The organism is Gammaproteobacteria bacterium, assembly GCA_035546635.1.
Lineage (GTDB): Bacteria > Pseudomonadota > Gammaproteobacteria > JAURND01 > JAURND01 > DASZWJ01.
This window is the reverse complement of the sequence record DASZWJ010000019.1, coordinates 263,699-288,446: the sequence shown is the minus strand read 5'-3', so window position 1 is coordinate 288,446 and position 24,748 is coordinate 263,699. Positions and strand designations below refer to the sequence as shown.

The window sequence follows — 24,748 nt, the reverse complement described above, 5'->3', positions numbered from 1 at the left end:
GAGAATGTGATGCTCAACTCTCTGGCAAAAATCCTTCGGATTGCATATGCCATAATTTCGCAAAGTGGCCATTTACATTCAGTAAGTTTGCAATTGTACCCTGTTCGACGATTTCTCCTTTATGAAAGACTAAAATTCTATCCATATCAGCTAATGTAGATAAACGGTGTGCAATTACAATCGTAGTTCTACCCTGCATTAAATGCTCCAGGCTTTCTTGAATCAGCTTTTCTGTAACTGAATCCAGTGAAGAAGTTGCCTCGTCTAAAATTAGAATCGGCGCATTTTTTAAGATGGCGCGAGCGATGGCAATGCGTTGTCGTTGACCACCGGATAATTTAATGCCGCGTTCTCCGACTAGAGACTCATAGTCACAATCCAATTTTTCAATGAACTCATGGCAGTGTGCCAGCTCTGAGGCTTTAAAGACTTCTTCGTCTGTTGCATCCAAACGGCCGTAGCGGATATTTTCCATTAAGCTGCGATGAAACAATGCGGGATCTTGTGGAATCATGGCGATTTGAGCGCGTAAAGATTCTTGACTGACTTTAGCGATATCTTGACCATCAATTAAAATCTGACCAGATTGTAAGTCGTAGAAACGCAAGATGAGATTCACCAGAGTAGACTTTCCTGAGCCGGAAAATCCAACTAAACCAATTTTCTCTCCAGGTTGAATGACAAGATTCAAATTTTGAAATATCGGACGATTTCTTTTGTAACCAAAAGTGACCTGATTAAAAATGATTTGACCGCAAGGAATGGCAATAGGATGGGCATTTTCAGTGTCCGATAGATCGTGGCTTTTTTTAATTAAACTCAATGCATCGCTAATGGTGCCGGTCTCCCGCACAAACACAGTCATTTGAAAACTGACGAACCAAATCAAACCTAATAACCAGAATGACTGCATACTCACTTGAGTAAAATCGCCCAGCGTTACCCAACCGTGCGCCCAGCCGTAGAGTAAAGTAAAAATCATACCGAATATGAGGAATAATCCATTTATTCCAAGACCCATACGCATTAACTCAATTAGCCACATGGCTTTTCTGGCTTTAGTGATTTCATCTTGTTGGAATTGTTGCAAATATTCGGATTCATATCGACTACGCGCGAATAGACGCACATTTAAAATATTCGTAAATATGTCGACAATTTTTCCGCTTAATACGGAAACGGATTCAGCATGGGTTTCATATAGTACGTTAGCGCGACGTAAAATAAGGATGGTTAATCCCAAATGAAAACTGAGCCAAATTAATAGAATCACAGCAAACAGTGGTTTGGTAAGCCACATCATGGTCAACACCATGCTGATGCCTACAGTTGCTGTAATAAATTGAAAGGAAATAATCTCCATAATGTTTTGACAGCTGTGCGGTAAGTCAGCCAGCTTTTTGGCGAGATTTCCGGCAAATTGGTTGGAAAAATATTCATGAGAATGTGATTTTACGTAATTAAATACCGAGGCGCGAATGTTAGCGCGAAAACGTGGGAAAGTATAAATTTGGTTAATACCTTGAATGCGATTTAATATTTCTGTCACGATCCAGAATATCAGTAAGATAATTAATATGCCCTTGACTGCCAAATAGACACCTTGTGGAGGGCCGGTGTAGTCGTGCAGAGTATTGACTATCCGTTTCAAGAAATAAGGCAACATCGCATCGTTAACCGCCCAAACCATTGATATGGCGAATAAGGCTAGAAACCGCAACCATTGTTGACGGACGAAGTAAAAAATAAAGGCAAAATTTGATGTAGGCAGATTCATAATATGACCTGGTAAAAAATCGATGTATAAAATTCCAGCCAAATAGCAATGAATTGACCGGTCTTACTGAGAGCGATTTAACCAAGCAATATCATTTGAATCGTCCTAGAGAGGGTTAAAAATGAGTTTTTATTATACAGCGGTATGTGGATTTTAGCAATGCTCAATGGCACTTTCATAGGGTTATCCTTTGCTTTTACTAGGATGAACACGAAAAGAAAGCATTGCAACTCCTAATTAAAGTTACATTAAATTTGAAAATATTGTGACATTTTAATAAGTCATAGGATTACATACCGATTAAAAATTTAAAGATAGCTAAAAACTGTAATTTTAATTTCCTTAAAGAAAACTTATATCATACAATAAACCATTGTAATCTAAAGGGATGGTTCATCTTCTTTTTAAGAGCATGGCAATCCAAGAAGATTTGTAAAAACTTCCTCACTGTTTCAGGGGAAACTTGCTTTCCTCTTTCATATGACTGTTACATTTTAGGAGCAAAATCCATGGAATCGAACTCACAGATAAAATATCTAATTGGTAATTTGCCAGAAATCTATCAACCAATTTATGGTTTTAATGAATTTGATGGGAATTCATCGCGCAGCTGTTATGATAGATGGTGGATCGTACAGAGTGTTGCTGATAAATTGCGTTCTGAGTTGCAGCGTCCATTGCGGATTTTAGATATAGGATGCGCTCAGGGTTTCTTCTGTTTTAACCTGGCAGCTGTTGGTGATGAGGTATATGGTATTGATATAGTTCCGCAAAATGTGGAGCTTTGCACAGAGTTATCTAAAGTCTTGTCCTTGCCTGCGACTTTTGTAGTTGCTGACTGTGTAGCCGGAATTGACGCTTTGCCCATTAAAGAGTTTGATTTAATCATAGGACTTAGCGTTTTTCATCATCTGTGTCATCACATCGGATTTGAGACTACTCGAAATTTCATTGGCCTTTTAGCACAAAGAACGGCAGCCTGTCTTATCGAAACCGCTCTTAGAGAAGAGCCTGAAAAATGGGCTACTTCCCTACCGGACCAGCCCTATGAATTATTGGATCAATTTGCTTATTTTCAGCAAATATCACACCATCATACCCACCTGTCAAAAATTCAGCGTCCTATCTATTTTTGCAGCAATCATTATTGGTATATTAATGAAGAGCTAACGCATTTTGATTCATGGACTAATACTTCACATGAATTTACGAATGATGCACATAAAGACTCACGACGTTATTATTTTACCACTAATACGATGCTTAAAAATTTTCAACTCTCAGGTGATGAAGCAGAGAGCAACCGTGAAGAACTTGTAGGTGAAATAAAATTTTTGCAAAGTGGATTTTCGGTGACTCATGTATTGCCGCGCTTGTTGGGTTTTGAAATGCATGAAGACAGCGGTTGGGTGTTGCGTGAAAAAATACCTGGGATTTTATTAAGCACCATGATAATCAAGGGACTGGATTATGACCCTAATGTGATTATTGGTGACATTCTGGAACAATTGGCCGCCTTGGAAGCGCATGGTCTTTATCATAATGATTTACGCGTTTGGAATGTGCTGATTTCTACCCAGGGTTCGGTACGGCTCATTGATTTTGGCGCTATTGAAGATGCAGCACGTAATGTGATGGTGCCTAAAAATATTTTTCTAGCATTTTTAGTATTTATCTATGAAGTAACTCACAGAAAAATAGTCACGATCAGGAATTTGAGCCCTATGTTCTTAAAGGCAGAAAATTATCCTGATATTTATTTAAATTTAATTCAGGGAATATTATCAACACACCCGCAACAATGGAGTTTTAGCCTGTTTTTAAAGCTATTTCACGAGGGTGAGCAGAAAATCATTTCAGCTGAACTGAATAATTCTTTAAGACCTTGGTTAAATGAAATTGAAGGATTGATAGCAAAAAGGGAAATGAAGCTTAAATATTTTGAAAAAGTAGTTATTAAGAAGCTAAGTCAAGAATCAAGAAAAAATACTTTGCAGCAAAAATTAATAAATATTTTTCTGTATAATAAATTTTTAGTGCGCTTCTCTAAATTTTCGCGCTATCTTAATCGACCGTTGGTTTCTTAGTCCTGAGCGCAAGCGAAGGATGACAGCATTGGCAGCTCATAACCGGGCCCTATGATACTATTTTCATAGCGCCGGTTTTTTATTAACTCAGCACCAGGTAGCAGTAAGCAGTTTTTAATACTGACCCCCGACTCGACTACCGCATATCTTTCAATAATCACCTCTCCTTCTATGACCGCAGTGCGATTGACATTGGCAGAAGGATGGATATAAACCGATTTACCAGTACTTTTTAAATTAGTCATAGCAGCTGAGAAATAGGCGGCAGGAGTGCCTATATCATTCCAGTCATAAGCGCTGATATCTACGGTGCCGATGCGATAACCTTTGGCGGCTACTGTCAACCAGGCATCTAGCACACTGGATTTTCCTGCAGGTAAAAATTGTAAAAACTCAGGGGAATACATCGCGATACTGGTATAAGCCACGTATTGTGCTACTTTAGCGTAAGGAATAAGCTTTTTGTCAACGCCTTGAAAAAAACCTTCAGAATTAATAGCAACATTCGCTTTAACATGAGGAAATTTAGGGTGCTGACAGGTGGTGAGTGTGACTAGGTTTTCAGAATTCAAATGTTGTTGCATTAACCATTCTAAATCTAGATCACATAGCACATCACTGTTATAAACCAGAAAGTGATCTTGGCACAATAAAGAATAGGCATTGTTCAGTGCGCCACCAGAACCTAAAATCGTTTCTTCTGGAAATAGCTGTATTTTATTGCGCAACGGCGAATGCGCAACCCATTGGGTTAAGGCTTCGCGCAGATAGTGAAGATTTATACCTATTTGATTAGGTTTAAGGCGGTTGAGTTTTTCCAGCGATAATCCTAGCAAGGGTTTGCCAACAATAGGCAGTAAAGGTTTAGGTATACGGGAGGTAATGGGGGATAAGCGCGAACCAAATCCCGCAGCAGGTATAAATATATTCATAGATACAACACATCTTAATAGATTAAAAATTTCTTCCTGACCTGGTTATTAAAATTCTCGCATTCATTTTGCCAGCTGGTTTCCAGCTGTGAAATGTCCTTTCCTTGTTCTATAGTCGTTCTTAATTCATCATTCCCGGCGAGTATATCAATGGGCATTTTTTCCTCCTCATATTCATAAGGTGGATTTTTCCAAGCAAACTGGGAAGGATACAAGTCGTGAATCACTTTTAATATCACTATCGCTGTTTGTACGGATTTATACTGAGCTCTATCTGTGACATAAATTTGTGCACCGGCACACACAGTATTTGCATGTTTTTGGAATGTAGGTAAAAAATAGCTTGGTCTAAATTTCACACCGGGTAATTTAAAGGCATCTAGCTGCTTTACTAATTTATCCGGGTCGATGAAGGGGGCACCGAAAATCTCAAATGGTCGCGTGGTGCCACGCGCTTCACTTAGCTGTGTGCCTTCAAATAGACACATACCTGGATAAACAAAAGCCGTATCCAGTGTCGGCATATTAGGTGATGGCATGACCCAGGGCAATTTTGTCTCATCAAATGCCATATCACGCTTCCAACCCTGCATAGGGATTACCTTTAAATCTAGTTTGGGATAAAAGGTTTCTTTTAAGTAGCTTGCTATTTCCCCTACTGTCATCCCATGGCGTATCGGCAGTGGACGCAGCCCCACGAAAGAGCTGTAATGCGGATCTAAAATCTGCCCTTCAATATCACGCCCATTGATGGGATTAGGTCGGTCTAAAATGAGTATGGACTTGTTAAGTTCAGCGCAGGCTTCCATACAAAGCGCCATAGTCCAGATAAAAGTGTAGTAGCGAGCCCCTACATCTTGAAGATCAATTACCAAAACATCGACATTTTTTAACATTTCCGGGGTAGGTTTGCGAGCTTTTCCGTATAAGCTAAATACCGGCAATGCAGTTTTTTGATCTTGGAAGCCTTCCCATTCAATCATATTATCTTGTGTTTCACCGCGTATACCATGTTGGGGGCCAAATAATGCAGTCACTTTAAATTTTTTAGATTGCAAAAATAGGTCTACAGCATAGGTAAGATTTTTATTTACGGAAGAAGGATGTACCAATAGGCCTACTCTTGCCGCGTTAAAGCTCGAAGGCCATTCTCGTTCAAACAGATCTAATCCGGTTAAGGTGGTCATGGTTATATTCCTTATGGAGATGGGCAGTTGCCCGTCAAAATATCCTAAAAAATACATCTAATAGATGCAGACGATTGGTATTATAACTAAATATAACCTATAATCATCCATGTATACTAAGAGAATCTTACCATTGTTTATGGGTAGGTCAATGGTAGCCTTGTAGCGGTTATGGAGTATCTTTAGTAAAGATTAAATTTATGGGGAAATAAAATGGATTTACAAATTATTAAATCAATGTCTGGCAAAGATGAATATGCCCTACTACCTGTGAGTATTTACTATACTTTGCGAGCGGAAATTAATGCACAACTGCAACAATTAAAGAATCAAAATGGATATGTATGTTTTGAATCGGAAGATTATTCCAATAACCCAGTAGCTCTAGCACGTATCAAAGCTGGGATTACTCAGGAACATTTAGCAAATTGTTTAGGGGTATCCCAGGCTTATATCAGCAAATTGGAACGTCAGAGTTCAGTAACAGCTCGTATGCTTAATAAAGTTGAAAATGCACTGGCGACTGTTGGGTGTAGAAAAGAGAGTGAGGCAAATTGAGCTCTTTCGTATACCTTCTAGTCCATCTCTAGTTCTAGCCCTGCTTCTTTCCAGCCTCTAAAACCACCATCCATAGAAATTACGTTTTTATAACCCATCTTTTGTAAGTTATCAGCCGCTAATGCAGAACGGTAACCACCGCCGCAATAAAGGACAATCTTAGCCTCTACATCAGGGATGCGTGCCTCTATATCCCGTTCAATAATGCCTTTGCTTAAATGAATAGCTCCGGGGAGATGTCCATTATTCCATTCGGATTCTTCACGCACATCTACTAGATAGAATGCGGCATTTTCATCTAGGAGTTTTTTGACTTCTTGTACATTGGTTTCAGAGATACGCGTTCTAGCATCATCTGCCAAAGCGATGAATTTAATACCATGTTTCATAAAGAACTCCTGTGAAATTTGTTAGCTAAACTAGGCATTTACTTTGCAGGCAAAGCGGGATAAAGTCAATTTATGTCAGCAAGAGATGCCGATCTAGAATTATCTAGTCCGCAGAGCAGCAATAACGGCAGCCAAATTTAAATTTCTCGCACGTAATAAAACCAATAGATGGAATAATAAATCAGCGCCTTCTTCGCAGAACTTGCTATCCTCTTCAGCCAATGCAGCAATAGCCACTTCTACGCCCTCCTCCCCGACTTTCTGTGCCATTCTTTTTATACCTGCGGCAAATAATTGAGCGGTATAACTGTTTTCTGGGCGTTGCTGCTGACGCGCAGCAATAGTTGCTTCTAGCTGTTTAAGAAATTCCCAATCTGTTTGCTGTTCGCCAAAACAGCTTAATGATCCAGTATGACAAACTGGCCCAGTGGGGTTAGCCAGTATCAGCAATGTATCTTGATCGCAATCGGTGGTTATGCTGACTAATTGCAACTTGTTGCCCGAGGTTTCACCTTTTAGCCACAAGGCATTTTTAGAGCGACTGAAAAATGTCACCCATTTTGTATCCAAAGTACGTTGTAAAGCCGCACGGTTCATATAACCTAACATCAGTACTGAACCTGAATGCACATCTTGCACAATAGCTGGCAGTAAACCTTGCATTTTATCCCAAGCCAAATCATCTGGGGCAAAATTTATCATAGCCTGATCTCAACATGATGGTTTAAAAGAAACTGTTTTAACTCAGGAATTGCTATGGCTTTGGTGTGAAAGACACTGGCCGCCAATGCGCCATCAACCTGTGCTTCTTGAAATACGCTTAAAAAATGCTGCATATTGCCTGCCCCGCCGGATGCGATTAAGGGAGTTTTAGTAATAGCACGCATCTGGGTTAATTGTTCTATATCATAACCTTGACGCATACCATCTTGATTCATGCAGTTCAGCACGATTTCGCCGGCACCGCGCTCTTGCACCTCACAGATCCAATCTTCCGTATAACGCACTGTGGTCAGCGTTTTAGACTCACTACCGGTGTATTGGCAGACTTTATAGCGGTCGTCGATTTTTAGACTGTCGATGCCAATCACAATACATTGCTGCCCAAATACCTTGACTAATTGGTTTATCAAATCAGGGTTTTCCAATGCCGGACTATTAACAGAGATTTTATCCGCACCGGCATTTAGTACCGCTTCAGCTTCTTCAAGACTGCGGATACCGCCGGCAACACAAAAAGGAATATCTAAATGTTGGGCAATCTCACGAATCCAGTCACGCCCAACAGCACGTTGATCGGCACTGGCAGTAATATCATAGAACACCAATTCATCGGCGCCAGACTGACAATAATATTGTGCCAATTCCACAATATCACCCATGATTTGATGATTACGAAACTGGATACCTTTAACAACTTTGCCATTTTTTACATCAAGGCACGGAATAATACGTTTAGCTAACATGGCTGAGCTCAATTAATGCTTCACTTAAAGAAAATTTCCGCTCGTAAAGTGCTTTGCCGACAATGACACCGGAAACTTGCATTTGTGCTAATGTGCGTAGATCGGCTAAGGAGCTGACCCCACCTGAGGCTTGAAAATCAAGGTTTGGGTAGCGTTGGCTACATTGTTGATAGAGGGAAATATTGGGCCCGGCCAACGTGCCATCGCAATCAATATCCGTGCAAAGTACATGTTTTAATGGGCTGTCCTGATATAGGTCAAGTAAATGCCATAAACTCATGCCGCTATTTTGTTGCCAACCGTGTGATGCCAATATGGGTTCATTGGCGCTATTCATTCTAATATCTAGCGCTAATACAATGCGTTCAGCGCCAAATTCACGCAGCCACATGTTCACTTTCTCGGGTTCGGACAGAGCGATGCTACCTAAAATAACGCGAGTGACGCCATTGTGTAACCATTGGGATAATTGTGCATAGCTGCGAATGCCGCCACCTAATTGTATGCTCAATCTAGTTTTCTCAATAATATCTAAGACTAACGATGTATGTTTGGAGGTGCCTTCTTGAGCGCCATCTAGATCAATGATGTGAAGAAAATCTGCGCCTTCACTGGCAAAATTTTCAGCGACAGATAAGGGGGATGCTTGATAAGCAGTGACATGGTCAAAAGAGCCTTTGTAAAGGCGGACACAGGTTCCTGATTTTAAATCGATTGCTGGGTATAGTTTCATTGAGGTTTATTTCCCTTGACTGTCATCCTGAGCGATAGCGAAGGATCTCCGTATGATGGCACTTTTATGATGAGGCGCCACATTATGGAGATCCTTCGCTTTCGCTCAGGACAAGAAAATTCTGTAATATCTTAGCGCCAACCGCTCCCGAACGCTCAGGATGAAATTGTACCCCATAAAAATTTTTATAATGTACTGCTGCCGTAAATATTGCACCGTATTGGGTGGTAGCCAGGGTATGCTCAGTCACTGGCGCTGCATAGCTATGCACGTAATAGACGTAGCTATTATTCGGGATATCCTGCAGTAAAGAACTGGTCGCATGGGAGATGCATAGCTGATTCCAACCCATATGTGGAATAGGTAAACCCTGATCTTCTGGCAATGGCTTAATATCCCCTGGCAAAAGGCCTAGACAATCCACATCGCCTTCAGCAGAATGGGCATGTAAAATCTGCATGCCAAGACAGATACCTAATACCGGTTGCGTTAATTGCTGAATCACTGAAATTAATTGTAAATTTTCCAATTGCTGCATAGCCTGGCTGGCAGTGCCTACGCCAGGTAGAATTACATGTGATGCTGAGCGAATGATGTCTTTATCTCGCGTGAGCGTCACTGCTCGCCCCAAGCGTTTAAGTGCAAATTCCACCGAAGCGAAATTAGCCCCACAGGCATCAATAATCGCAATCATAGTAAACCCTTAGTGCTAGGTAGATCATCCCCGGTTTTAGCAATAGCCTGGCGTAAGGCGCGCCCTACGCCTTTAAAAACTGATTCGATCATATGGTGGGTGTTGTCCCCTGTTACTTTAATATTCAATGTCGCTTTTAATCCTTCGGCAAAAGAACGGAAAAAATGTTCTACCAATTCCGTGGATAAATCCCCCACGCGCTCGCGGTTAAATGCTGCTTTAAAAGTTAAATGCGCGCGCCCACTTAAATCAATGGCTACCCTGGCTAAGGCTTCGTCCATAGGCAATAAAAAACCATAGCGCCCAATACCTATTTTATCTCCTAAAGCTTCACGCATGGCTTCACCCAGCGTAATGGCCGTATCTTCTACGGTATGATGGTCGTCAATATGTAAATCCCCTGCAACAGTTATTTTTAGACTGAAGCCACCATGTTTAGCTAACTGTTCCAGCATATGATCGAAAAAACCGATACCGGTGTGGATATGAATGGGACTAGGTTTATCAAGATCAATTTGTACTTCTATTGCAGTTTCTTTAGTTTTGCGTATGAGTTGCACCTGCCGCGGTTGAGATAGAATCTGGTGAGCGACTTCAGCCCAGCCTGGAGTGGTTGGGGTGCGAATGCGGATGCCTTTTATTCCCAAATTTTGCGCTAATTCTAGATCAGTCTGCCGATCACCGATGACATAAGAATGCTCACGGTTGATCTTTTGTTCGATTAGATAATTCGCTAATAAACCGATTTTGGGTTTGCGACAGTCACAGTTGGCGTCCGGCTTATGTGGGCAGATATGTATGGCATCAAAATGAATGCCTTGAGAGGATAGAATACGCAGCATTAATTCATGGGGTGGCTGAAAATCTCCGTGCGGCAAGCTATCAGTTCCTAAGCCATCTTGATTGCTGACCATAATAAATTTGTAACCGGCAGTTTTTAATTTTAATAGACTAGAAATGACATCTGGCAGGAAATGTAATTTTTCTATGCTATCGATCTGCTGATCTTCTGGTTCCTCGATTAAAGTCCCGTCACGGTCGATAAAAAGCAGTTTTTCTTGTGGCATGTTTGAGAAACTCATTTATAACGTTTGTAAAAATTCAATTAAGCGAGCATTTTCTAAAGGCGTACCAACCGTAATTCGGATACAGTTTTGCAAAAATAATTTCCCGTGCATATCGCGTAGTACAATACCGGAATCTATACACGCTTGCATAATTTTTTGTGAATTTTCTGTTTCTAGCAACAAAAAATTTGCCGCGCTTGGCCAGATTTTTTTAACAAATGGCAGTCGCTGTAATTCAGTAGCCAAACGCTCGCGCTCCGTTTTAATGGTCTCAATCTGTTGCTTAAGGCGTTGTAATTTCATGAGTGTTTGCGTCACGGCATGAATCGTAAATGCCGGCAATGGATAAGGCGCCATAATCGCTTTTATCCAGTTGATAATAAAGCTGTGACCTAATAATAAACCACAGCGTGCACCGGCCAATCCGTAAGCCTTGGACAAGGTACGTAGGATCACTAAATTTTCATACTGGTCTATATAGTGAGACAGGCTGTTTGCCGAGGAAAATTCTATGTAAGCTTCATCAACTACAATCACGGCTTTTCCGGCATAATGCTCGCATAATTGTAGTATATCTGCCTCGCACAATAAATTACCTGTTGGGTTATTTGGAGAACATAGAAAAATCAATTTAACTTCGAGGTGTTGTTGGTTTACTAGATTTTTCATATCCAATTGAAAACCTGCTTCAGGCACTAAAGGAATATCGATTATTTTTGCACCTTGTAATTTGGCATAGACAGCATACATGCCGAAAGTCGGAGGACAAGTGATAATGGCATCTTTTCCCGCTTCACAAAATAAGCGCATCAATAGATCAATAGCTTCATCGCTACCGCGCAATACAGATAGCTGATTATTTTTAACACCGTAAATTTCAGCTAGCGCATTAATCAATTTTTGTGGTTGTTTTTCAGGATAACGGTTAATTTTTTGTTCGGCAAAATGCTCATTTTCCCAAGGTGATTCGTTGGCGTTGAGCCAAATCTCTCCCTTTTTAGCTTCATCACGAGCCGAGCTGTAGGCAGTGAATTCGCGCAGGTCAGGTCTGATTAAATGTGCTAGGTTGGGCATAATATGTGTACTCAAGATGCTCTTAAGTATTAAATTGTTAATATGGCTGTTGCTGTATTTTTTTGTCATCCTGAGCGTAAACGAAGGATCTCCTTATGGTGGTACTTCATGTGGCTAGTGCCACCATAAGGAGATCCTTCACTAATGCTCAGGATGAAAGTCAACTCCCAAACGAATAGACACCGCATTTCTGTGAGCATCCAATCCTTCCAGCTCGGCCAATTGTTCGGCAAATGGCCCAAGGGCTTGCAACCCAGGGCGGCTGACTTTTTGAAAACTAATAAACTTCATAAAATCCACTAAAGATAACCCACTATAGGCGCGCGCAAAACCTGAAGTAGGCAAAACATGGTTAGAACCGGTGATATAGTCTCCCATAGTTTCAGCTGACCAGTCACCTAAAAATACGGCTCCTGCATTATGAATCTCTGTGAGAAAGTTCTCTGGGTGGGTTATTTGTAAGCTTAAATGCTCAGGGGCATAACGATTGCTAATAGAAAATGCTTGTTCCAAAGAGGTAACGACAATAATACGGCCATGGGCTAAAGATTGCTCAGCAATTGTGCGACGTGATAGCTGGGATAATTGCTGGTTAAGCGCACCATGAACTTGGTTAGCAAAATCTACTGACATGGTCAGCAATATCACTTGCGAATCAATCCCATGTTCAGCTTGAGATAACAAATCTGCAGCAACAAAATCTGCATTGGCATTGTCATCGGCAATCACCAGGAGCTCTGATGGACCAGCAGGCATATCAATACTGGCACCTTTGGCATCCTGTGAAACCAACATTTTCGCAGCAAGGACAAAAGCATTTCCTGGCCCAAAGATTTTATCAACTTTCGGTACAGATTCAGTGCCATAGGCCATCGCAGCGACCGCTTGCGCTCCGCCGATTTTAAAAATTTGCTGAATACCACACAGCTCTGCAGCATATAACAAATGTGGATCAATAGTGCCATTTTTATTCGGTGGTGTGCAGAGGACTTTGAGTGAGCAACCGGCTAACTGTGCTGGAATTGCCAGCATCAGCAAAGTAGAAATCAAAGGGGCAGAGCCACCTGGAACATAAAGCCCTACTCTGTCAATGGCACGTGGCTGACGCTCACAGTAAATACCTGGGGCAGTTTCAATTTTGCGGATTTCAGGCTGTTGTGCTTGATGATAAGTGGTGATCTGCTGTTGTGCACGCTCTATAGCGGCTAACGCTTCTTTGCGGATTTGATTTTTTGCTGCTGAAAATTCCGCTAAAGTAGTGGTTAATTGGGTTAGTTTTACTTTGTCGTGTAGGACGGTGAGGTCAATTAACGCTGCATCGCCCTCTTCCCTTACTTGATCGATAATTGCTTGGGTTTTTTCCCGAATTGAGTCAGGTTGACTGGCTTTAGGTCTTTCCAGCAGATTTTGCTGTTCTATTGCGGATAACTGATTCCAAAAATGAATATGCACTGTGCCACCTAGTTCAACATTTTTTCAATGGGTAATACTAAAATTGAACTGGCTCCTGCCTCTTGCAACTTCTCCAAAGTGCTCCAAAACACCCCTTCGGTCGATACGGCATGTACGGCCACTTTTTCTGTAGTGCCGGCTAAAGGAATAATCGTCGGCATTTCCGCGCCAGGCAGAATATTTTTAATTTTGTCCAGCTGCGCTAAGGGCGCATGAAACATAATATATTTGCTTTCCTGGGCTTTTAATACACCATTAATCCTGCGCAATAATAATTCAAAGGTATCGAGTTTTTGTGGATTAAGGTCTTTTTGCGTTTTAATTAATACAGCTTGACTTTGAATAATCTCTGCCACCTCTTTTAAGTTATGTTCTTCTAAAGTTTGACCGGTGGCAACTAAATCACAAATGGCATCGGCCATACCCAACCGAGGTGTAATTTCCACGGAACCTGAGATCACTGTGATCTCAGCCTTGATCTGGTGTTGATCGAGATATTGCTGCAGCAAATTGGGGTAACTGGTAGCGATTTTCAGTCCTTGCAGTGTTTTAGGGCTAAATGGGATTTCTTCCGGCAAGGCAATGGAAAGACGACAGCGGCTAAAACCTAATTTTTGCACTATAGTAAACTTTGGATTGTCGATGGCACATCTTGAAGCCGGTATTTTTTCAAACAGGACATTTTCACCGACAATGCCAAGGTCGCAGATATCGTCCATCACCAACGTGGGAATGTCATCATCTCGGACAAACAATATGTCAATCGGTAGATTTTCGCTATGACAAAATAAGGTATTTGCGCGTGTATGCATTTTAAGGCCACAACGATATAAAAGGTCTAGCGAATCGTGATTGAGACGTCCACTTTTTTGTATGGCGATTCTTAATCTTGAAATGGATTTCATCAGCTTTATCTAGTGTGAATTTAAGTATATAAAAAACATGTCATTCCTGCGTAGGCGGGAATCTATTCTTCTCTGGCATCTAGCCAAAATTAGGATAGATTCCCACCTAGGTGGGAATGACAATGCTTCATCGTTCATTTAATAATGGCATGCCCCCTGACCACGTTTTTCCAGATAATGTTGGTGGTACTCTTCCGCGCGAAAAAAAGTTGGAGCTGGTTTAATAACAGTGACAATCGGGCGATTAAATTTTTGAGATTTCTGTAGTGCGGCTTTAGAAGCTATAGCTAATGCTTCTTGCAGAGGTGTATGAAAGAAAATTGCTGAGCGGTATTGATCGCCCACATCAGGTCCTTGACGGTTTAATTGCGTAGGGTCATGGGTTTCCCAAAATGCATCTAATAACTGCTCATATGAAATTTGATTCGAGTCGTATTCTATACGCACTGCTTCGGCATGGCCTGTGGTGTGAGAACAAACATCTTCGTAGCTAGGATTCTCCTTAGTGCCATCGCAATAACCCACTTCGGTTTTAATAACACCAGGTAATTTCTGAAAAGCAGCTTCAACCCCCCAGAAGCAGCCAGCAGCGAAAGTTGCAATTTCTGTAGTCATAGAAAGTCTCGTGAATAGGATTATTAATCGCGGAAGTTTTCAAATTGTAGTGGCAAACCAAATTTTTCCTGTTTCAATACCGCAATCACTTCTTGTAAATCATCGCGTTTTTTACCCGTCACTCGTACTTGATCGCCTTGTATGGCAGCTTGAACTTTGAGTTTTTTATCTTTAATACATTTAACAATAACTTTAGCAGTTTCTGCTGCGATACCTTGGCGAATATCAATTTGCTGCCTGGCTTCATGTAGACGGATTTCAGGGTCTTTGGGATCAAGAACCAAGATATCCACTTGGCGCTTAGCTAACTTACCGATGAGGATTTCATACATTTGTTTAAGTTGAAAATCAGTTTCCGCGAACAGGGTAATTTTTTCTTCAACCAATTCATATCGTGCATCAGTGCCTTTAAAATCGAAACGCGTACCAACTTCACGATTTGCCTGGTCTACGGCATTGCGGATTTCGTGGGCATCTACTTTTGAAACGATGTCAAAAGAAGGCATATCAATTCTCCGAAAGATAGAATATTTTAGTTTATCGCTCCAGTTTAACGGGCAGAATAACCATTTGTAAACCTTTTAAATTCAGCTGGCGCTGCATGATGATGGGGATATCACCGTGTAGACGGCGGTGAAACCAGCTGTCCTGTTTGGAGATCAGCGAGGCTGCAAAAAATACACAGTTCGGAAATTGTTGCGAGACCTGGTCTGCCAAATGCACCAGGGCTTCTATTGGGTCGCTGTTATAAGTGACAAAAGAAGTTGCAGCAAAATTATGCTGATGACAAAAATCAATAAAATATTGTAGACGCGCCTGGATTTTTTCCTGCATATCTTTTAGCGCAGAATCGCTGCCGTAACTACCGACATCGACCACTCCCACGCTGATAAAGACGTAGTTTTTGAAATGGTTGGGGAACATACGTTGTATCCACAACAAGGTATGCATACCCTGCCCTGTGCTTTCACTAATTAACAATACCGCAGTAGGTTTGGTGACATCCAGCTCAGGTATTTTTTTATCAGGCGGTGTCGGTGACAGCGGGATCGTTAAAATTTCATCTAAATACTTGATTTGTTTTTCTATGGAAACATAATGCTTTTTAACGACTAGACATAAAGTGACGACACTGCTAGTAATTAATACAGTTAACCAGCCACCAGCGGTAAATTTTTCCAGCAAGGTGATGATTAAAATAGCCGCACAAACCACGAAGCCTACGACTGATAATGTCATACGATAATACCAACTAAAGCTTAATTTCCTATTTTTCCACCAATAATTGGATAGTCCGAGTAAAGAGAGTGAAAAAGTAAGAAACACATTCATGCTGTAGAGCACCACCAGCATAGAGACTTCCCCATGCGTCCAGAATAGAATGAAAATAGCAGCGACGCCATACCAGACAATACCCGTCTGAGTGACCAAACGATTGGATAAGTTACGAAAACGTTTAGGCAACCAGCCATCGATTGACATATTCGCCAACACCGCAGGGCCGCCTAAAAATCCAGTGTTGGCAGCCACAAACAATAATCCAGCTTCTAATAATAAAACCAAGATTAATAAGGCGTGGTGCATGGGGAACCCAGCTAAAATACTGCCAAAGGTCACTGCGTTTAAAGTTTGTCCTTCGGTAGGTTTTACATCCCAGAGCAAATACAGAAGAATAATCCCCCCTGCCGTGAGACTGAGCGAAACGGCCATGTAGAACATAGTCCATTTACCGGTACGCACACGCGGTTCAACTAAATGGTTTACGTTATTGGATACGGCTTCTAACCCAGTATAAGTACCGCCTCCTAAGGAATAGGCGCGTAAAAATATCGCCAATGCGACAAACCAGCCGCTTTCTTGTACAAATTTCTGCGTATCTGCTACTGAGCCGCTCATCAATTCAGGTAGATGATAGCCATGCAACAAGACGCCATAAAAAATTAGGAAAAAATGGGTGATGACAAAGCCTAAGAAAATCGGCAGTAGTATTTTGATAGATTCTTTCATACCGCGTAAGTTAAGCACTAACAGTAGCAACAAGATGATAATTTCAAAATGCAGTTTGTAGTGTTGTGCTGCTAATGGTAAAAAACTAAATAAGGAATCAACGCCGCTAGCAACTGAGATGGCGATGGTCAATACATAGTCTACGATCAAAGCAGAACCAGAAATAACGCCAGCATGGGGTGAAATCAGTTTGCTGGCAACTTTATATCCTCCGCCACCGCTAGGGAATAATTCGATGACCTGGTTATAAGCAAGAGAAATGATAAAGACAGTCAGGGCGGTCAAAATCGCTAGATAGAGTGCGAGGTGATAATGTATACCCAGCGCTAAAAAGGCTTCTTCGGGGCCATAACAGGAGGATGACAGACCATCCGCGCCTAAGCCTATCCAGGCGAGGAAAGCGATTAAGGCTATATTTTTGCGTGTGCCGGTATCAAATGGGTTGCGAGGCACGCCTATAAAAATTTCTCGGCATTTTTTTAAAAACATGTTTAACCTGGGTTGGGTAAATTGATTAGGATTGTCACAATGTGAGCTCCAGCATTTTTTTTAACTTATAAATCTCTTCTAAGGCAGCCATTGGTGTCAGTGAATCCGGTGCTATACTTTTCAGTTTTTCCAGTGCTGGATGCAAAAAAGTCTCCAGTAAAAAATCTTTTTGTACCGGTTGTGACAGATGTTGCTGGGGCATTGCCTGAAAATTTTGCCGCTCCAATTCTTGCAATTTATCGCGCGCTTGCTGGATAACTGCGTGTGGCACTCCCGCCAATTGCGCCACCTGTAAACCATAGCTTTGGCTTGCCGGTCCTTCATTGACCGTATGTAAAAATACAATTTTATCATTATGTTCCACTGCGTGCAGATGGACATTAGCTACACAGGGAATGTACTCCGGTAAATGCGTTAACTCAAAATAATGTGTTGAAAATAATGTTAAAGCACGGATTTCACGAGCCAGGTGTGCGGCACATGCCCAGGCCAAGGATAAACCATCAAAGGTGCTAGTGCCTCTGCCGATCTCATCCATAAGTACCAGAGAGTTTTCTGTCGCGTTATGTAAAATAGTCGCCGTTTCTGTCATTTCTACCATAAAAGTAGAACGACCGCTGGCTAAATCATCGCTGGCGCCGATGCGGGTAAAGATTCTATCTATAGGGCCCAGTATAGCGCGTGAAGCAGGAACAAAGCTGCCGGTATAAGCCAATAGCGCGATTAAAGCCGTCTGACGCATATAGGTTGATTTTCCGCCCATATTTGGACCTGTGATAAGCAACATGCGTCGCTCAGCATGGCATTGAATATCGTTAGGCACAAAAGGGGCTTGACTGACTTGTTCAATAACCAGATGCCGGCCGGCTTCGATAAAAATGCCAGGTTGCTGCTGAAATTCAGGTGCGACCAAGTTCAAAGTCGTAGCGCGTTCTGCGAGATTATTGAGTACATCTAATTCTGCTAAAGCGCTGGCTGTCGTTTGCAGTGACGCGATGTCTTGTATCAGACGATCGAGTAATTCTTCATACAGTAATTTTTCGCGTGATAAGGCACGACTTTTGCTACTTAATACTTTATCTTCAAATTGCTTGAGTTCAGGGGTGATATAGCGCTCAGCATTTTTTAAAGTCTGACGGCGGATGTAATCAACCGGTGCTGCTGCCGATTGACCACGGCTAATCTCAATGTAATAGCCATGGATGCGGTTATAGCCCACTTTTAATGTAGCTATACCGGTGCGGGCTTTTTCGCGTTGCTCTAAGTCGATCAGGAACTGATCTGCGTGCTCGCTTAATTGGCGCCATTCATCCAGCTCCTTATCATATCCAGTGGCTATCACACCACCTTCCCGCAGCAATGCGGGAGGATTTTCCACAATAGCCTGTTGCAATAGCTGTGTTAAGTGGTTGAAATCTTTAAGATCAATACTTAGCTGTTGCAAACTGGGCGTTAAGTGCTTCATGAGTAAAGTTTGAATTTGGGGAAGAAGAGTTAATGCTTGGCGTAGTTGTGCTAAATCACGTGGGCGCGCTGATTTTAATGCGATACGCGCAAGAATACGTTCCATGTCACCAATGCCCCGCAATAGGCTATGTAAAGGTTGGTTAAGCGCTGTGGCTTGTAATGTGGCGATATTTTGTTGGCGGGTGATTAATAGGGATATATCGCGAGTGGGGCGGGTCAGCCAGCGGCGCAATGCTCGACTGCCCATCGGTGTTGCCGTCTGATCGAGGATTTCCGCTAGTGTGTGTTGTTTACCACCATTTAAGTTAGTTATCAGTTCCAGATTGCGCAAGGTCGCAGAATCCAGTATGACGCTGGCATCGTGCGGTTCAGCTATCAGGGCACGGATATGGGGTAGCGCTGAGCGTTGTGTATATTTAACATAGTGTAGTAGCGCCCCGGCAGCGCAGATGGCGATACTCAGATGATCGCAACCAAAACCTTGCAAATTTTGGGTTTTAAATTGTTGATTTAACACATGCAGGGCGCTGTCTATTTCAAATTCCCAAGGCGGACGACGGCGCATTGCGAATGACGTTAAATGCTGCACATGAGCAAAGTCTTCACTCAAAAGCGTTTCTGCTGGTTTTAAGCGAGCAAGTTCTGCTTGCAGTGCTTCTATACCCTGCACTTCTAGAATCTGAAAGCGACCGCTGGTGATATCGAGGCTGGCGATGCCAAATTGATTGCCTACGGTGTGGATGGCTACCAATAGATTATCGTTAGACTCATCTAATAGCGCATCGTCGCTGACAGTACCAGGGGTGATGATGCGTGTGACTTGGCGTTCAACTGGGCCTTTGCTGGTTGCTGGATCTCCCACTTGTTCACACAATACTGCTGATTCTCCTAGCTGTACTAGTTTGGCAAGATAATTTTCTAAGGCATGGTAAGGCACGCCCGCCATAGGTATGGCTCGACCTGCGGATTGGCCACGTGCGGTGAGGGTGATATTGAGCAGTCGTGCAGCTTTTTCTGCATCGGAAAAAAATAATTCGTAGAAGTCGCCCATGCGGTAAAACAGCAACATATCAGGATGCTGGGCTTTAATACGCAGATATTGCTGCATCGCTGGCGTATGCGCGGATAATTCTTCAGTGGTTTTTGTTATATCCATTTTCATGGACGGTATGATAGCTGAGGATAAGACAGGACTCCAGAGTAATAGTACAGCGCTCATCCTGGAACTATCTGTCATTGGGCAAAGGATGATAGTTAGCCATCATATATTTTATTGCACAGTGTATATATGCGCTTTATACTGCCTACTTCTTTCAGATCAACAACTTCCTGGGTTTTCCTGTTGACGAGATTAAAAGTCAATGGAAACAGAGCACTCATTCTTAAATTAACTCATGACTATTGATATCGAATTACAAACTTTAGCTACTCGGCTTGGAGAATTGCTTAAGCAACGGGGTCATCTTTTAGCAGTGGCTGAATCTTGCACTGGGGGATGGCTGTCAGAAACGATTACTTCTATTGCAGGCAGTTCGACCTGGTTCGATCGGGGTTTTATCACTTACAGCAATCAGGCCAAACAGGATATGCTGGGAGTAAAACACAGCACTTTAACCCAATTTGGTGCAGTGAGTGCACAGACGGTGCAGGAAATGGCTGAAGGTGCCTTAACGCATAGTCGGGCACACTGCACTATCGCCATTACCGGAATCGCAGGACCAGAAGGAGGTAGCATTGAAAAACCAGTAGGTACGGTATGGATTGCTGCAGCCGCTATTGGTAAATTAACACAACTGGTCTGCTACCATTTTGAAGGTGATCGGGAAATGATCCGTAGGCAGGCAGTGATATGCGCGCTTGGTGAATGCTTTAAATAATATAAATACTGAGATAGTGAGCACCAGTTTAATGAAAAAAAGTAATATAGTGAGTGAATTGCCACCCGTTATCGCTATTGATGGCCCAGGTGGTACTGGCAAGGGAACCGTGGGCGAATTAATTGCTAAAAAGTTGGGGTGGCATTACTTAGATAGTGGCGCGCTTTATCGTTTGTTAGCTTATGCAGCACTAGAACGTAGGATTGATTTAAGTAGTGAGCAGCAATTGCAGGATTTGGCGCATCATCTAAGCATTGAATTTATTGAAACCAATGGCGCCATAAAAATCCTTTTGTCAGGGCAAGATGTCACTTTTGCTATACGCAGTGAAAGTTGTGGCAATGCCGCTTCTCGGATTGCTGCCTTGTCGGCTGTGCGCACTGCGCTACTGGACAGGCAACGCATGTTTCGCAGGTGGCCTGGGTTAGTGACGGATGGACGTGACATGGGGACTGTGGTATTCCCTGATGCACAGCTGAAAATTTTTCTGCAAGCCAGTTTAGAAGAACGCGCAAAAAGACGCTTTGCACAGTTGAAAAGCCAGGAAGTACATGTTAGCCTTGACGCCATTTTGCAGGATTTAGTACAGCGTGATACACGTGATAAACAGCGCGGCGTAGCTCCTCTAATACCGGCACTGGATGCCATTTTAATTGATACCACTGAATTGACGGTTGAACAAGTTTTTGAGCGTATACTGCAAGTTTGGTCGTCAATTAAGCGCCGTCCCGGCAGGGAGTCGGGATCCAGTTGACAGGGAAGTTAAAGTTTCGCTTTCCTGCGACTGGATCCGGCCTTCCTGCTGGAACGATGCGCATTTTTTGAATTTCGCGCCAACGACTAAATAATTTTCAGTTATCTCAGTTTTAAAAAATGCGGGTCTTTAGAATAAGTATCGTCTGAAGGCAATTATTAACCCTGTCATTTATGACAGTTACAACTCACCTCTGATTGCTTGAGGCTGATAATTTGAATCTGGAATTTAAATAATGAGTAATACCAACGAAAGTTTCGCTGACCTGTTTCAAGAAACCTTAAAACAAGCCGATATTAGACCCGGCGCCACAGTGCGGGCTAAGATCATTCGCATTACCCCTGAAAATATTACAGTAAACACAGGCCTGAAATCAGACGCCGTTGTTCCAGCAGAAGAATTTCGTGGAGAAACGGTACAGCTTGGGGATGAAATTAATGTCATTGTTGAAACACTGGAAGATGGTTTTGGCAATACCCGCGTATCTCGCGAAAAAGCTCGCAGAACTGAAGCTTGGGAACAGCTTGAAAAAGCCTTCACTTCAGGGCAGACGGTAATGGGTTTAGTGACAGAACGCGTCAAAGGCGGATTTACGGTAGATTTGAACTCAGTGCGTGCATTTTTACCAGGCTCCTTAGTAGACCTGCGTTCTACACGTGAAGCAGCAGCTTTGGAAGGTAAAGAGCTGGAATTTAAAGTCATCAAGATGGATCAGAAGCGTAATAATATTGTAGTTTCCCGCCGTGCTGTGGTTGAAGAAGAGTCAGGCGGCGAGCGACAAGCCTTACTGGAAAGCCTGAAAGAGGGTCAGGAATTCACCGGTGTGGTCAAAAATATTACTGATTATGGCGCCTTCATTGATTTAGGCGGCATTGATGGGTTGCTGCATATTACGGATATGGCTTGGAGACGCGTAAAACATCCTAGCGAAATCTTGAAAGTGGGTGATGAAATTAAAGTTAAAGTGCTCAAATATGACAGAGATAAAAAACGTGTTTCATTGGGCTTGAAACAATTAGGCGAAGATCCGTGGTTAGATATTGCACGCCGTTATCCAGTTAATACCCATTTATTTGGAAATATCACCAACATCACTGATTACGGCTGTTTTGTGCAAATTGAAGACGGTATCGAAGGTCTGGTGCATATGTCTGAAATGGATTGGACTAATAAAAATGTCCATCCTGCCAAGCTTGTACAACCGGGTCAGGAAGTTGAAGTCATGGTATTGGAGATTGATGAAGAGCGACGTCGAATTTCTTTAGGCATGAAACAGTGCCAACCTAACCCCTGGGCAGAGTTCGCTAACAATCATAATAAGGGAGAAAAAGTTTCCGGCAGCGTTAAATCCATCACTGATTTTGGTATCTTCATTGGTTTGGAAGGGGGTATTGATGGCTTAGTGCATTTATCAGATATTTCCTGGAAAGATACCGGTGAAGCAGCTATCCGTAAATACAAGAAAGGCGATCAACTGGAAGCAGTTATTTTAGCCATTGATCCTGAACGTGAGCGTATATCTCTTGGCGTTAAACAATTAGAAAGTGATCCTATCGGAAAATTCTTGGAAGATCACCCTAAAGGTACTATCGTCAATGGTCAAGTAACCTCTGTAGATGCAAAACGTGCCGTGATTGATTTGGGCAATGGGTTGCAAGGACATCTGCGTGTATCTGAAATCAGCCATGAGCAATTGAAAGATGCTCAGGAATTTTTCAAGGTCGGAGATGAAGTTACTGCAAAATTAATCGGTGTGGATCGTAAACTGAACATTTTCAATCTGTCTTTAAAAGCTTTGGATGAAGAAACTAAAGAACCTAAAGCTTCTTCCAAAAAAGAACCGATAGTTGGCACTACTTTAGGAGATTTGTTCAGAGAGCAGGTTAAAGGTGATAAAAATAACAAAGAGTAAAGGAGCCTATTTTAACTGGTCACATTTCCTTTTTCCCTTGGGGATTGTTGAATAAATAAGAAGGGTTTACTCTGCTTAGTGCCATCCGGCTGAGATCCCGCGATCAAGTCGCGGAATCTCAGCCGGATGGCACCCAACATAGATTGACACTCAATTTATTCGATTTATTCAACAACGACCCTTGGGAGAAGGCGAAAAGGAGGTTCTATGAAAGTCATGCGTATCATCTCTTATGTACTAATACTACTGATTATACTGCTAGGCATTACTTTCGCAGTTCGTAATGATACGCCTGTCACTTTAGATTATTATCTTGGAAATACTAAGATTGCATTGTCTTTGTTAATGGTTTATTGCCTGGGTATAGGAATTATACTTGGTTTTTTGACAACCATTTATCCTTGGTTTAAATTAAAAAATCGCAACCGCTCGCTTAAAAACCACATAAAACAATTGGAGAAAAATCAAGCTGTTGTAGCGGAAACTTCATCTCTGGAGCCCACAGACAAGACTTGAATAATGGTCAGGTTTTTTGAATTGCACTTTTTCTTTTCCTCTTATGGGAAAAGGAAAATAAAATCTGGGGTCTGTCGTCACACGCGCCCTACTATGTCGTCCCGCGGCTTCCGCGAGATCTAGAAGAGGATAAAACTTGCTAAGAAGCCAAAAAAATCTGCCAGACTCCCTGGATCCCGCTGACAAGTGCGGGACGACGCAGGGGGGGAGGGTTAATTGACGACAGCCCCTAGCTTAACTGTGAAGTAAGATTTTTAAGTTCTTAATTTATGGCTGAAAAATCTAAAATTTCTCCATTGGCTACTAACGCCGAGAAAGTAAAAATAGTTAAAGCTGTACCCACAGATCTAAATGCGCTAGTCGCACTGGAGCAATTATCCTTTCAGGCCAGTGATTATCCGTTGTCAAGACGCCAGTTTAGTCATTTTATCCATCATGGGCATGTATTGTTTTTAACTATAAAGATTCAAGAATTAATCATTGGTTATGCCCTATTCCTGCTTCGTAAAAACTCAACTGCCGCTCACCTGCATTCCTTAGCATTACATCCTGATTATCATGGTATGGGTTTAGGGAAGCATTTAATGGAAATAGCCATTTTAGAAATTCAAAACCAGAAGTTACAGAAAATACGTTTGGAAGTACGAGTAGATAACTATGCTGCTTTAAATTTTTATAGCAAACTTGGTTTTAAACCTATTGTTAGGTGTGTTGGGTTTTATGCTGATGGTGCGGATGCACTAAAAATGGAGTATAACCTGACACCTAAGCATAGAGAAGCATGACAACT

The 24,748-nt window shown here is 42.1% G+C and carries 23 protein-coding genes; 7 read left to right on the top strand and 16 right to left on the bottom strand.

Annotated elements, in window-relative coordinates; genetic code table 11:
- Positions 1 to 13: 13 nt before the first annotated feature.
- Complete coding sequence (locus tag VHE99_05315; protein HVV68437.1) at positions 14 to 1,777, bottom strand: ABC transporter ATP-binding protein; 1,764 nt, start codon at positions 1,775 to 1,777, stop codon at positions 14 to 16.
- 509 nt (positions 1,778 to 2,286) lie between these two features.
- Between VHE99_05315 and VHE99_05310 the strand changes: the two genes are divergently transcribed.
- Positions 2,287 to 3,864 carry a methyltransferase domain-containing protein gene (locus VHE99_05310; protein HVV68436.1) on the top strand — a complete coding sequence of 526 codons (1,578 nt, stop codon included), beginning with the start codon at positions 2,287 to 2,289 and terminating at the stop codon, positions 3,862 to 3,864.
- Here the strand turns inward: VHE99_05310 and VHE99_05305 are convergent.
- The gene (locus VHE99_05305) at positions 3,861 to 4,796 is read right to left on the bottom strand and encodes a sugar phosphate nucleotidyltransferase (GenBank protein ID HVV68435.1); all 936 of its coding nucleotides are present in this window, start codon (positions 4,794 to 4,796) and stop codon (positions 3,861 to 3,863) included. The two genes, VHE99_05310 and VHE99_05305, sit on opposite strands and share 4 nt — an antisense overlap.
- Before the next feature lie 14 nt (positions 4,797 to 4,810).
- Positions 4,811 to 5,983 carry a DUF1343 domain-containing protein gene (locus tag VHE99_05300; protein ID HVV68434.1) on the bottom strand — a complete coding sequence of 391 codons (1,173 nt, stop codon included), beginning with the start codon at positions 5,981 to 5,983 and terminating at the stop codon, positions 4,811 to 4,813.
- Between the two features lie 213 nt (positions 5,984 to 6,196).
- Between VHE99_05300 and VHE99_05295 the strand changes: the two genes are divergently transcribed.
- Positions 6,197 to 6,541, top strand: a complete 345-nt coding sequence (locus tag VHE99_05295; protein ID HVV68433.1) for a helix-turn-helix transcriptional regulator — start codon at positions 6,197 to 6,199, stop codon at positions 6,539 to 6,541.
- A gap of 17 nt (positions 6,542 to 6,558) precedes the next feature.
- Here VHE99_05295 and VHE99_05290 read toward each other — a convergent pair whose 3' ends face one another.
- The 13 genes from VHE99_05290 to mutS form a co-directional block, all read right to left on the bottom strand.
- A complete protein-coding gene (locus VHE99_05290; GenBank protein ID HVV68432.1) occupies positions 6,559 to 6,930 on the bottom strand; it encodes a rhodanese-like domain-containing protein in 372 nt (123 codons plus the stop codon).
- 99 nt (positions 6,931 to 7,029) lie between these two features.
- Positions 7,030 to 7,632: a bifunctional phosphoribosyl-AMP cyclohydrolase/phosphoribosyl-ATP diphosphatase HisIE gene (hisIE, locus tag VHE99_05285; GenBank protein HVV68431.1), complete on the bottom strand. Its 603-nt coding sequence runs from the start codon at positions 7,630 to 7,632 to the stop codon at positions 7,030 to 7,032.
- Positions 7,629 to 8,396 carry an imidazole glycerol phosphate synthase subunit HisF gene (hisF, locus tag VHE99_05280; GenBank protein ID HVV68430.1) on the bottom strand — a complete coding sequence of 256 codons (768 nt, stop codon included), beginning with the start codon at positions 8,394 to 8,396 and terminating at the stop codon, positions 7,629 to 7,631. The genes hisIE and hisF overlap by 4 nt, the downstream gene beginning before the upstream one ends.
- Positions 8,386 to 9,129 carry a 1-(5-phosphoribosyl)-5-[(5-phosphoribosylamino)methylideneamino]imidazole-4-carboxamide isomerase gene (gene hisA, locus VHE99_05275; protein ID HVV68429.1) on the bottom strand — a complete coding sequence of 248 codons (744 nt, stop codon included), beginning with the start codon at positions 9,127 to 9,129 and terminating at the stop codon, positions 8,386 to 8,388. Before hisA ends, hisF begins: the two co-directional genes overlap by 11 nt.
- An 82-nt stretch (positions 9,130 to 9,211) precedes the next feature.
- Positions 9,212 to 9,823, bottom strand: a complete 612-nt coding sequence (gene hisH / locus VHE99_05270) for an imidazole glycerol phosphate synthase subunit HisH (protein ID HVV68428.1) — start codon at positions 9,821 to 9,823, stop codon at positions 9,212 to 9,214.
- Positions 9,820 to 10,890, bottom strand: a complete 1,071-nt coding sequence (gene hisB, locus VHE99_05265; protein ID HVV68427.1) for a bifunctional histidinol-phosphatase/imidazoleglycerol-phosphate dehydratase HisB — start codon at positions 10,888 to 10,890, stop codon at positions 9,820 to 9,822. The genes hisH and hisB overlap by 4 nt, the downstream gene beginning before the upstream one ends.
- A gap of 15 nt (positions 10,891 to 10,905) precedes the next feature.
- On the bottom strand, positions 10,906 to 11,964 hold the full coding sequence (gene hisC, locus VHE99_05260) for a histidinol-phosphate transaminase (protein HVV68426.1): 1,059 nt from the start codon (positions 11,962 to 11,964) through the stop codon (positions 10,906 to 10,908).
- A gap of 141 nt (positions 11,965 to 12,105) precedes the next feature.
- A complete protein-coding gene (gene hisD, locus VHE99_05255; GenBank protein HVV68425.1) occupies positions 12,106 to 13,416 on the bottom strand; it encodes a histidinol dehydrogenase in 1,311 nt (436 codons plus the stop codon).
- A gap of 8 nt (positions 13,417 to 13,424) precedes the next feature.
- Positions 13,425 to 14,321, bottom strand: coding sequence for an ATP phosphoribosyltransferase (gene hisG / locus VHE99_05250; protein HVV68424.1), 897 nt, complete (start codon positions 14,319 to 14,321; stop codon positions 13,425 to 13,427).
- Between the two features lie 138 nt (positions 14,322 to 14,459).
- Complete coding sequence (gene msrA / locus VHE99_05245; protein HVV68423.1) at positions 14,460 to 14,936, bottom strand: peptide-methionine (S)-S-oxide reductase MsrA; 477 nt, start codon at positions 14,934 to 14,936, stop codon at positions 14,460 to 14,462.
- Between the two features lie 23 nt (positions 14,937 to 14,959).
- Positions 14,960 to 15,442: a YajQ family cyclic di-GMP-binding protein gene (locus tag VHE99_05240; GenBank protein ID HVV68422.1), complete on the bottom strand. Its 483-nt coding sequence runs from the start codon at positions 15,440 to 15,442 to the stop codon at positions 14,960 to 14,962.
- A 31-nt stretch (positions 15,443 to 15,473) separates the two neighbouring features.
- Entirely contained in the window at positions 15,474 to 17,432 is a 1,959-nt protein-coding gene (locus tag VHE99_05235; protein HVV68421.1) for an APC family permease, read from the bottom strand.
- A gap of 34 nt (positions 17,433 to 17,466) precedes the next feature.
- Positions 17,467 to 20,061 carry a DNA mismatch repair protein MutS gene (mutS, locus tag VHE99_05230; GenBank protein HVV68420.1) on the bottom strand — a complete coding sequence of 865 codons (2,595 nt, stop codon included), beginning with the start codon at positions 20,059 to 20,061 and terminating at the stop codon, positions 17,467 to 17,469.
- Between the two features lie 232 nt (positions 20,062 to 20,293).
- Between mutS and VHE99_05225 the strand changes: the two genes are divergently transcribed.
- The 5 genes from VHE99_05225 to VHE99_05205 all read left to right on the top strand — a co-directional run bounded on the left by VHE99_05225 (position 20,294) and on the right by VHE99_05205 (position 24,743).
- Positions 20,294 to 20,776: a nicotinamide-nucleotide amidohydrolase family protein gene (locus tag VHE99_05225; GenBank protein HVV68419.1), complete on the top strand. Its 483-nt coding sequence runs from the start codon at positions 20,294 to 20,296 to the stop codon at positions 20,774 to 20,776.
- A gap of 49 nt (positions 20,777 to 20,825) precedes the next feature.
- On the top strand, positions 20,826 to 21,530 hold the full coding sequence (cmk, locus tag VHE99_05220; GenBank protein ID HVV68418.1) for a (d)CMP kinase: 705 nt from the start codon (positions 20,826 to 20,828) through the stop codon (positions 21,528 to 21,530).
- Positions 21,531 to 21,765: 235 nt separating this feature from the next.
- Entirely contained in the window at positions 21,766 to 23,442 is a 1,677-nt protein-coding gene (rpsA, locus tag VHE99_05215) for a 30S ribosomal protein S1 (GenBank protein HVV68417.1), read from the top strand.
- Between the two features lie 207 nt (positions 23,443 to 23,649).
- On the top strand, positions 23,650 to 23,958 hold the full coding sequence (locus VHE99_05210) for a LapA family protein (GenBank protein ID HVV68416.1): 309 nt from the start codon (positions 23,650 to 23,652) through the stop codon (positions 23,956 to 23,958).
- 269 nt (positions 23,959 to 24,227) lie between these two features.
- Complete coding sequence (locus tag VHE99_05205; GenBank protein ID HVV68415.1) at positions 24,228 to 24,743, top strand: N-acetyltransferase; 516 nt, start codon at positions 24,228 to 24,230, stop codon at positions 24,741 to 24,743.
- The last annotated feature ends 5 nt before the right edge of the window (positions 24,744 to 24,748 follow it).

Coding starts and splice junctions, on each gene's coding strand:
- VHE99_05315 (HVV68437.1), bottom strand. CDS start 1,777: ATGAATCTGCCTACATCAAATTTTGCCTTTATTTTTTACTTCGTCCGT.
- VHE99_05310 (HVV68436.1), top strand. CDS start 2,287: ATGGAATCGAACTCACAGATAAAATATCTAATTGGTAATTTGCCAGAA.
- VHE99_05305 (HVV68435.1), bottom strand. CDS start 4,796: ATGAATATATTTATACCTGCTGCGGGATTTGGTTCGCGCTTATCCCCC.
- VHE99_05300 (HVV68434.1), bottom strand. CDS start 5,983: ATGACCACCTTAACCGGATTAGATCTGTTTGAACGAGAATGGCCTTCG.
- VHE99_05295 (HVV68433.1), top strand. CDS start 6,197: ATGGATTTACAAATTATTAAATCAATGTCTGGCAAAGATGAATATGCC.
- VHE99_05290 (HVV68432.1), bottom strand. CDS start 6,930: ATGAAACATGGTATTAAATTCATCGCTTTGGCAGATGATGCTAGAACG.
- hisIE (HVV68431.1), bottom strand. CDS start 7,632: ATGATAAATTTTGCCCCAGATGATTTGGCTTGGGATAAAATGCAAGGT.
- hisF (HVV68430.1), bottom strand. CDS start 8,396: ATGTTAGCTAAACGTATTATTCCGTGCCTTGATGTAAAAAATGGCAAA.
- hisA (HVV68429.1), bottom strand. CDS start 9,129: ATGAAACTATACCCAGCAATCGATTTAAAATCAGGAACCTGTGTCCGC.
- hisH (HVV68428.1), bottom strand. CDS start 9,823: ATGATTGCGATTATTGATGCCTGTGGGGCTAATTTCGCTTCGGTGGAA.
- hisB (HVV68427.1), bottom strand. CDS start 10,890: ATGCCACAAGAAAAACTGCTTTTTATCGACCGTGACGGGACTTTAATC.
- hisC (HVV68426.1), bottom strand. CDS start 11,964: ATGCCCAACCTAGCACATTTAATCAGACCTGACCTGCGCGAATTCACT.
- hisG (HVV68424.1), bottom strand. CDS start 14,321: ATGAAATCCATTTCAAGATTAAGAATCGCCATACAAAAAAGTGGACGT.
- msrA (HVV68423.1), bottom strand. CDS start 14,936: ATGACTACAGAAATTGCAACTTTCGCTGCTGGCTGCTTCTGGGGGGTT.
- VHE99_05240 (HVV68422.1), bottom strand. CDS start 15,442: ATGCCTTCTTTTGACATCGTTTCAAAAGTAGATGCCCACGAAATCCGC.
- VHE99_05235 (HVV68421.1), bottom strand. CDS start 17,432: ATGTTTTTAAAAAAATGCCGAGAAATTTTTATAGGCGTGCCTCGCAAC.
- mutS (HVV68420.1), bottom strand. CDS start 20,061: ATGAAAATGGATATAACAAAAACCACTGAAGAATTATCCGCGCATACG.
- VHE99_05225 (HVV68419.1), top strand. CDS start 20,294: ATGACTATTGATATCGAATTACAAACTTTAGCTACTCGGCTTGGAGAA.
- rpsA (HVV68417.1), top strand. CDS start 21,766: ATGAGTAATACCAACGAAAGTTTCGCTGACCTGTTTCAAGAAACCTTA.
- VHE99_05210 (HVV68416.1), top strand. CDS start 23,650: ATGAAAGTCATGCGTATCATCTCTTATGTACTAATACTACTGATTATA.
- VHE99_05205 (HVV68415.1), top strand. CDS start 24,228: ATGGCTGAAAAATCTAAAATTTCTCCATTGGCTACTAACGCCGAGAAA.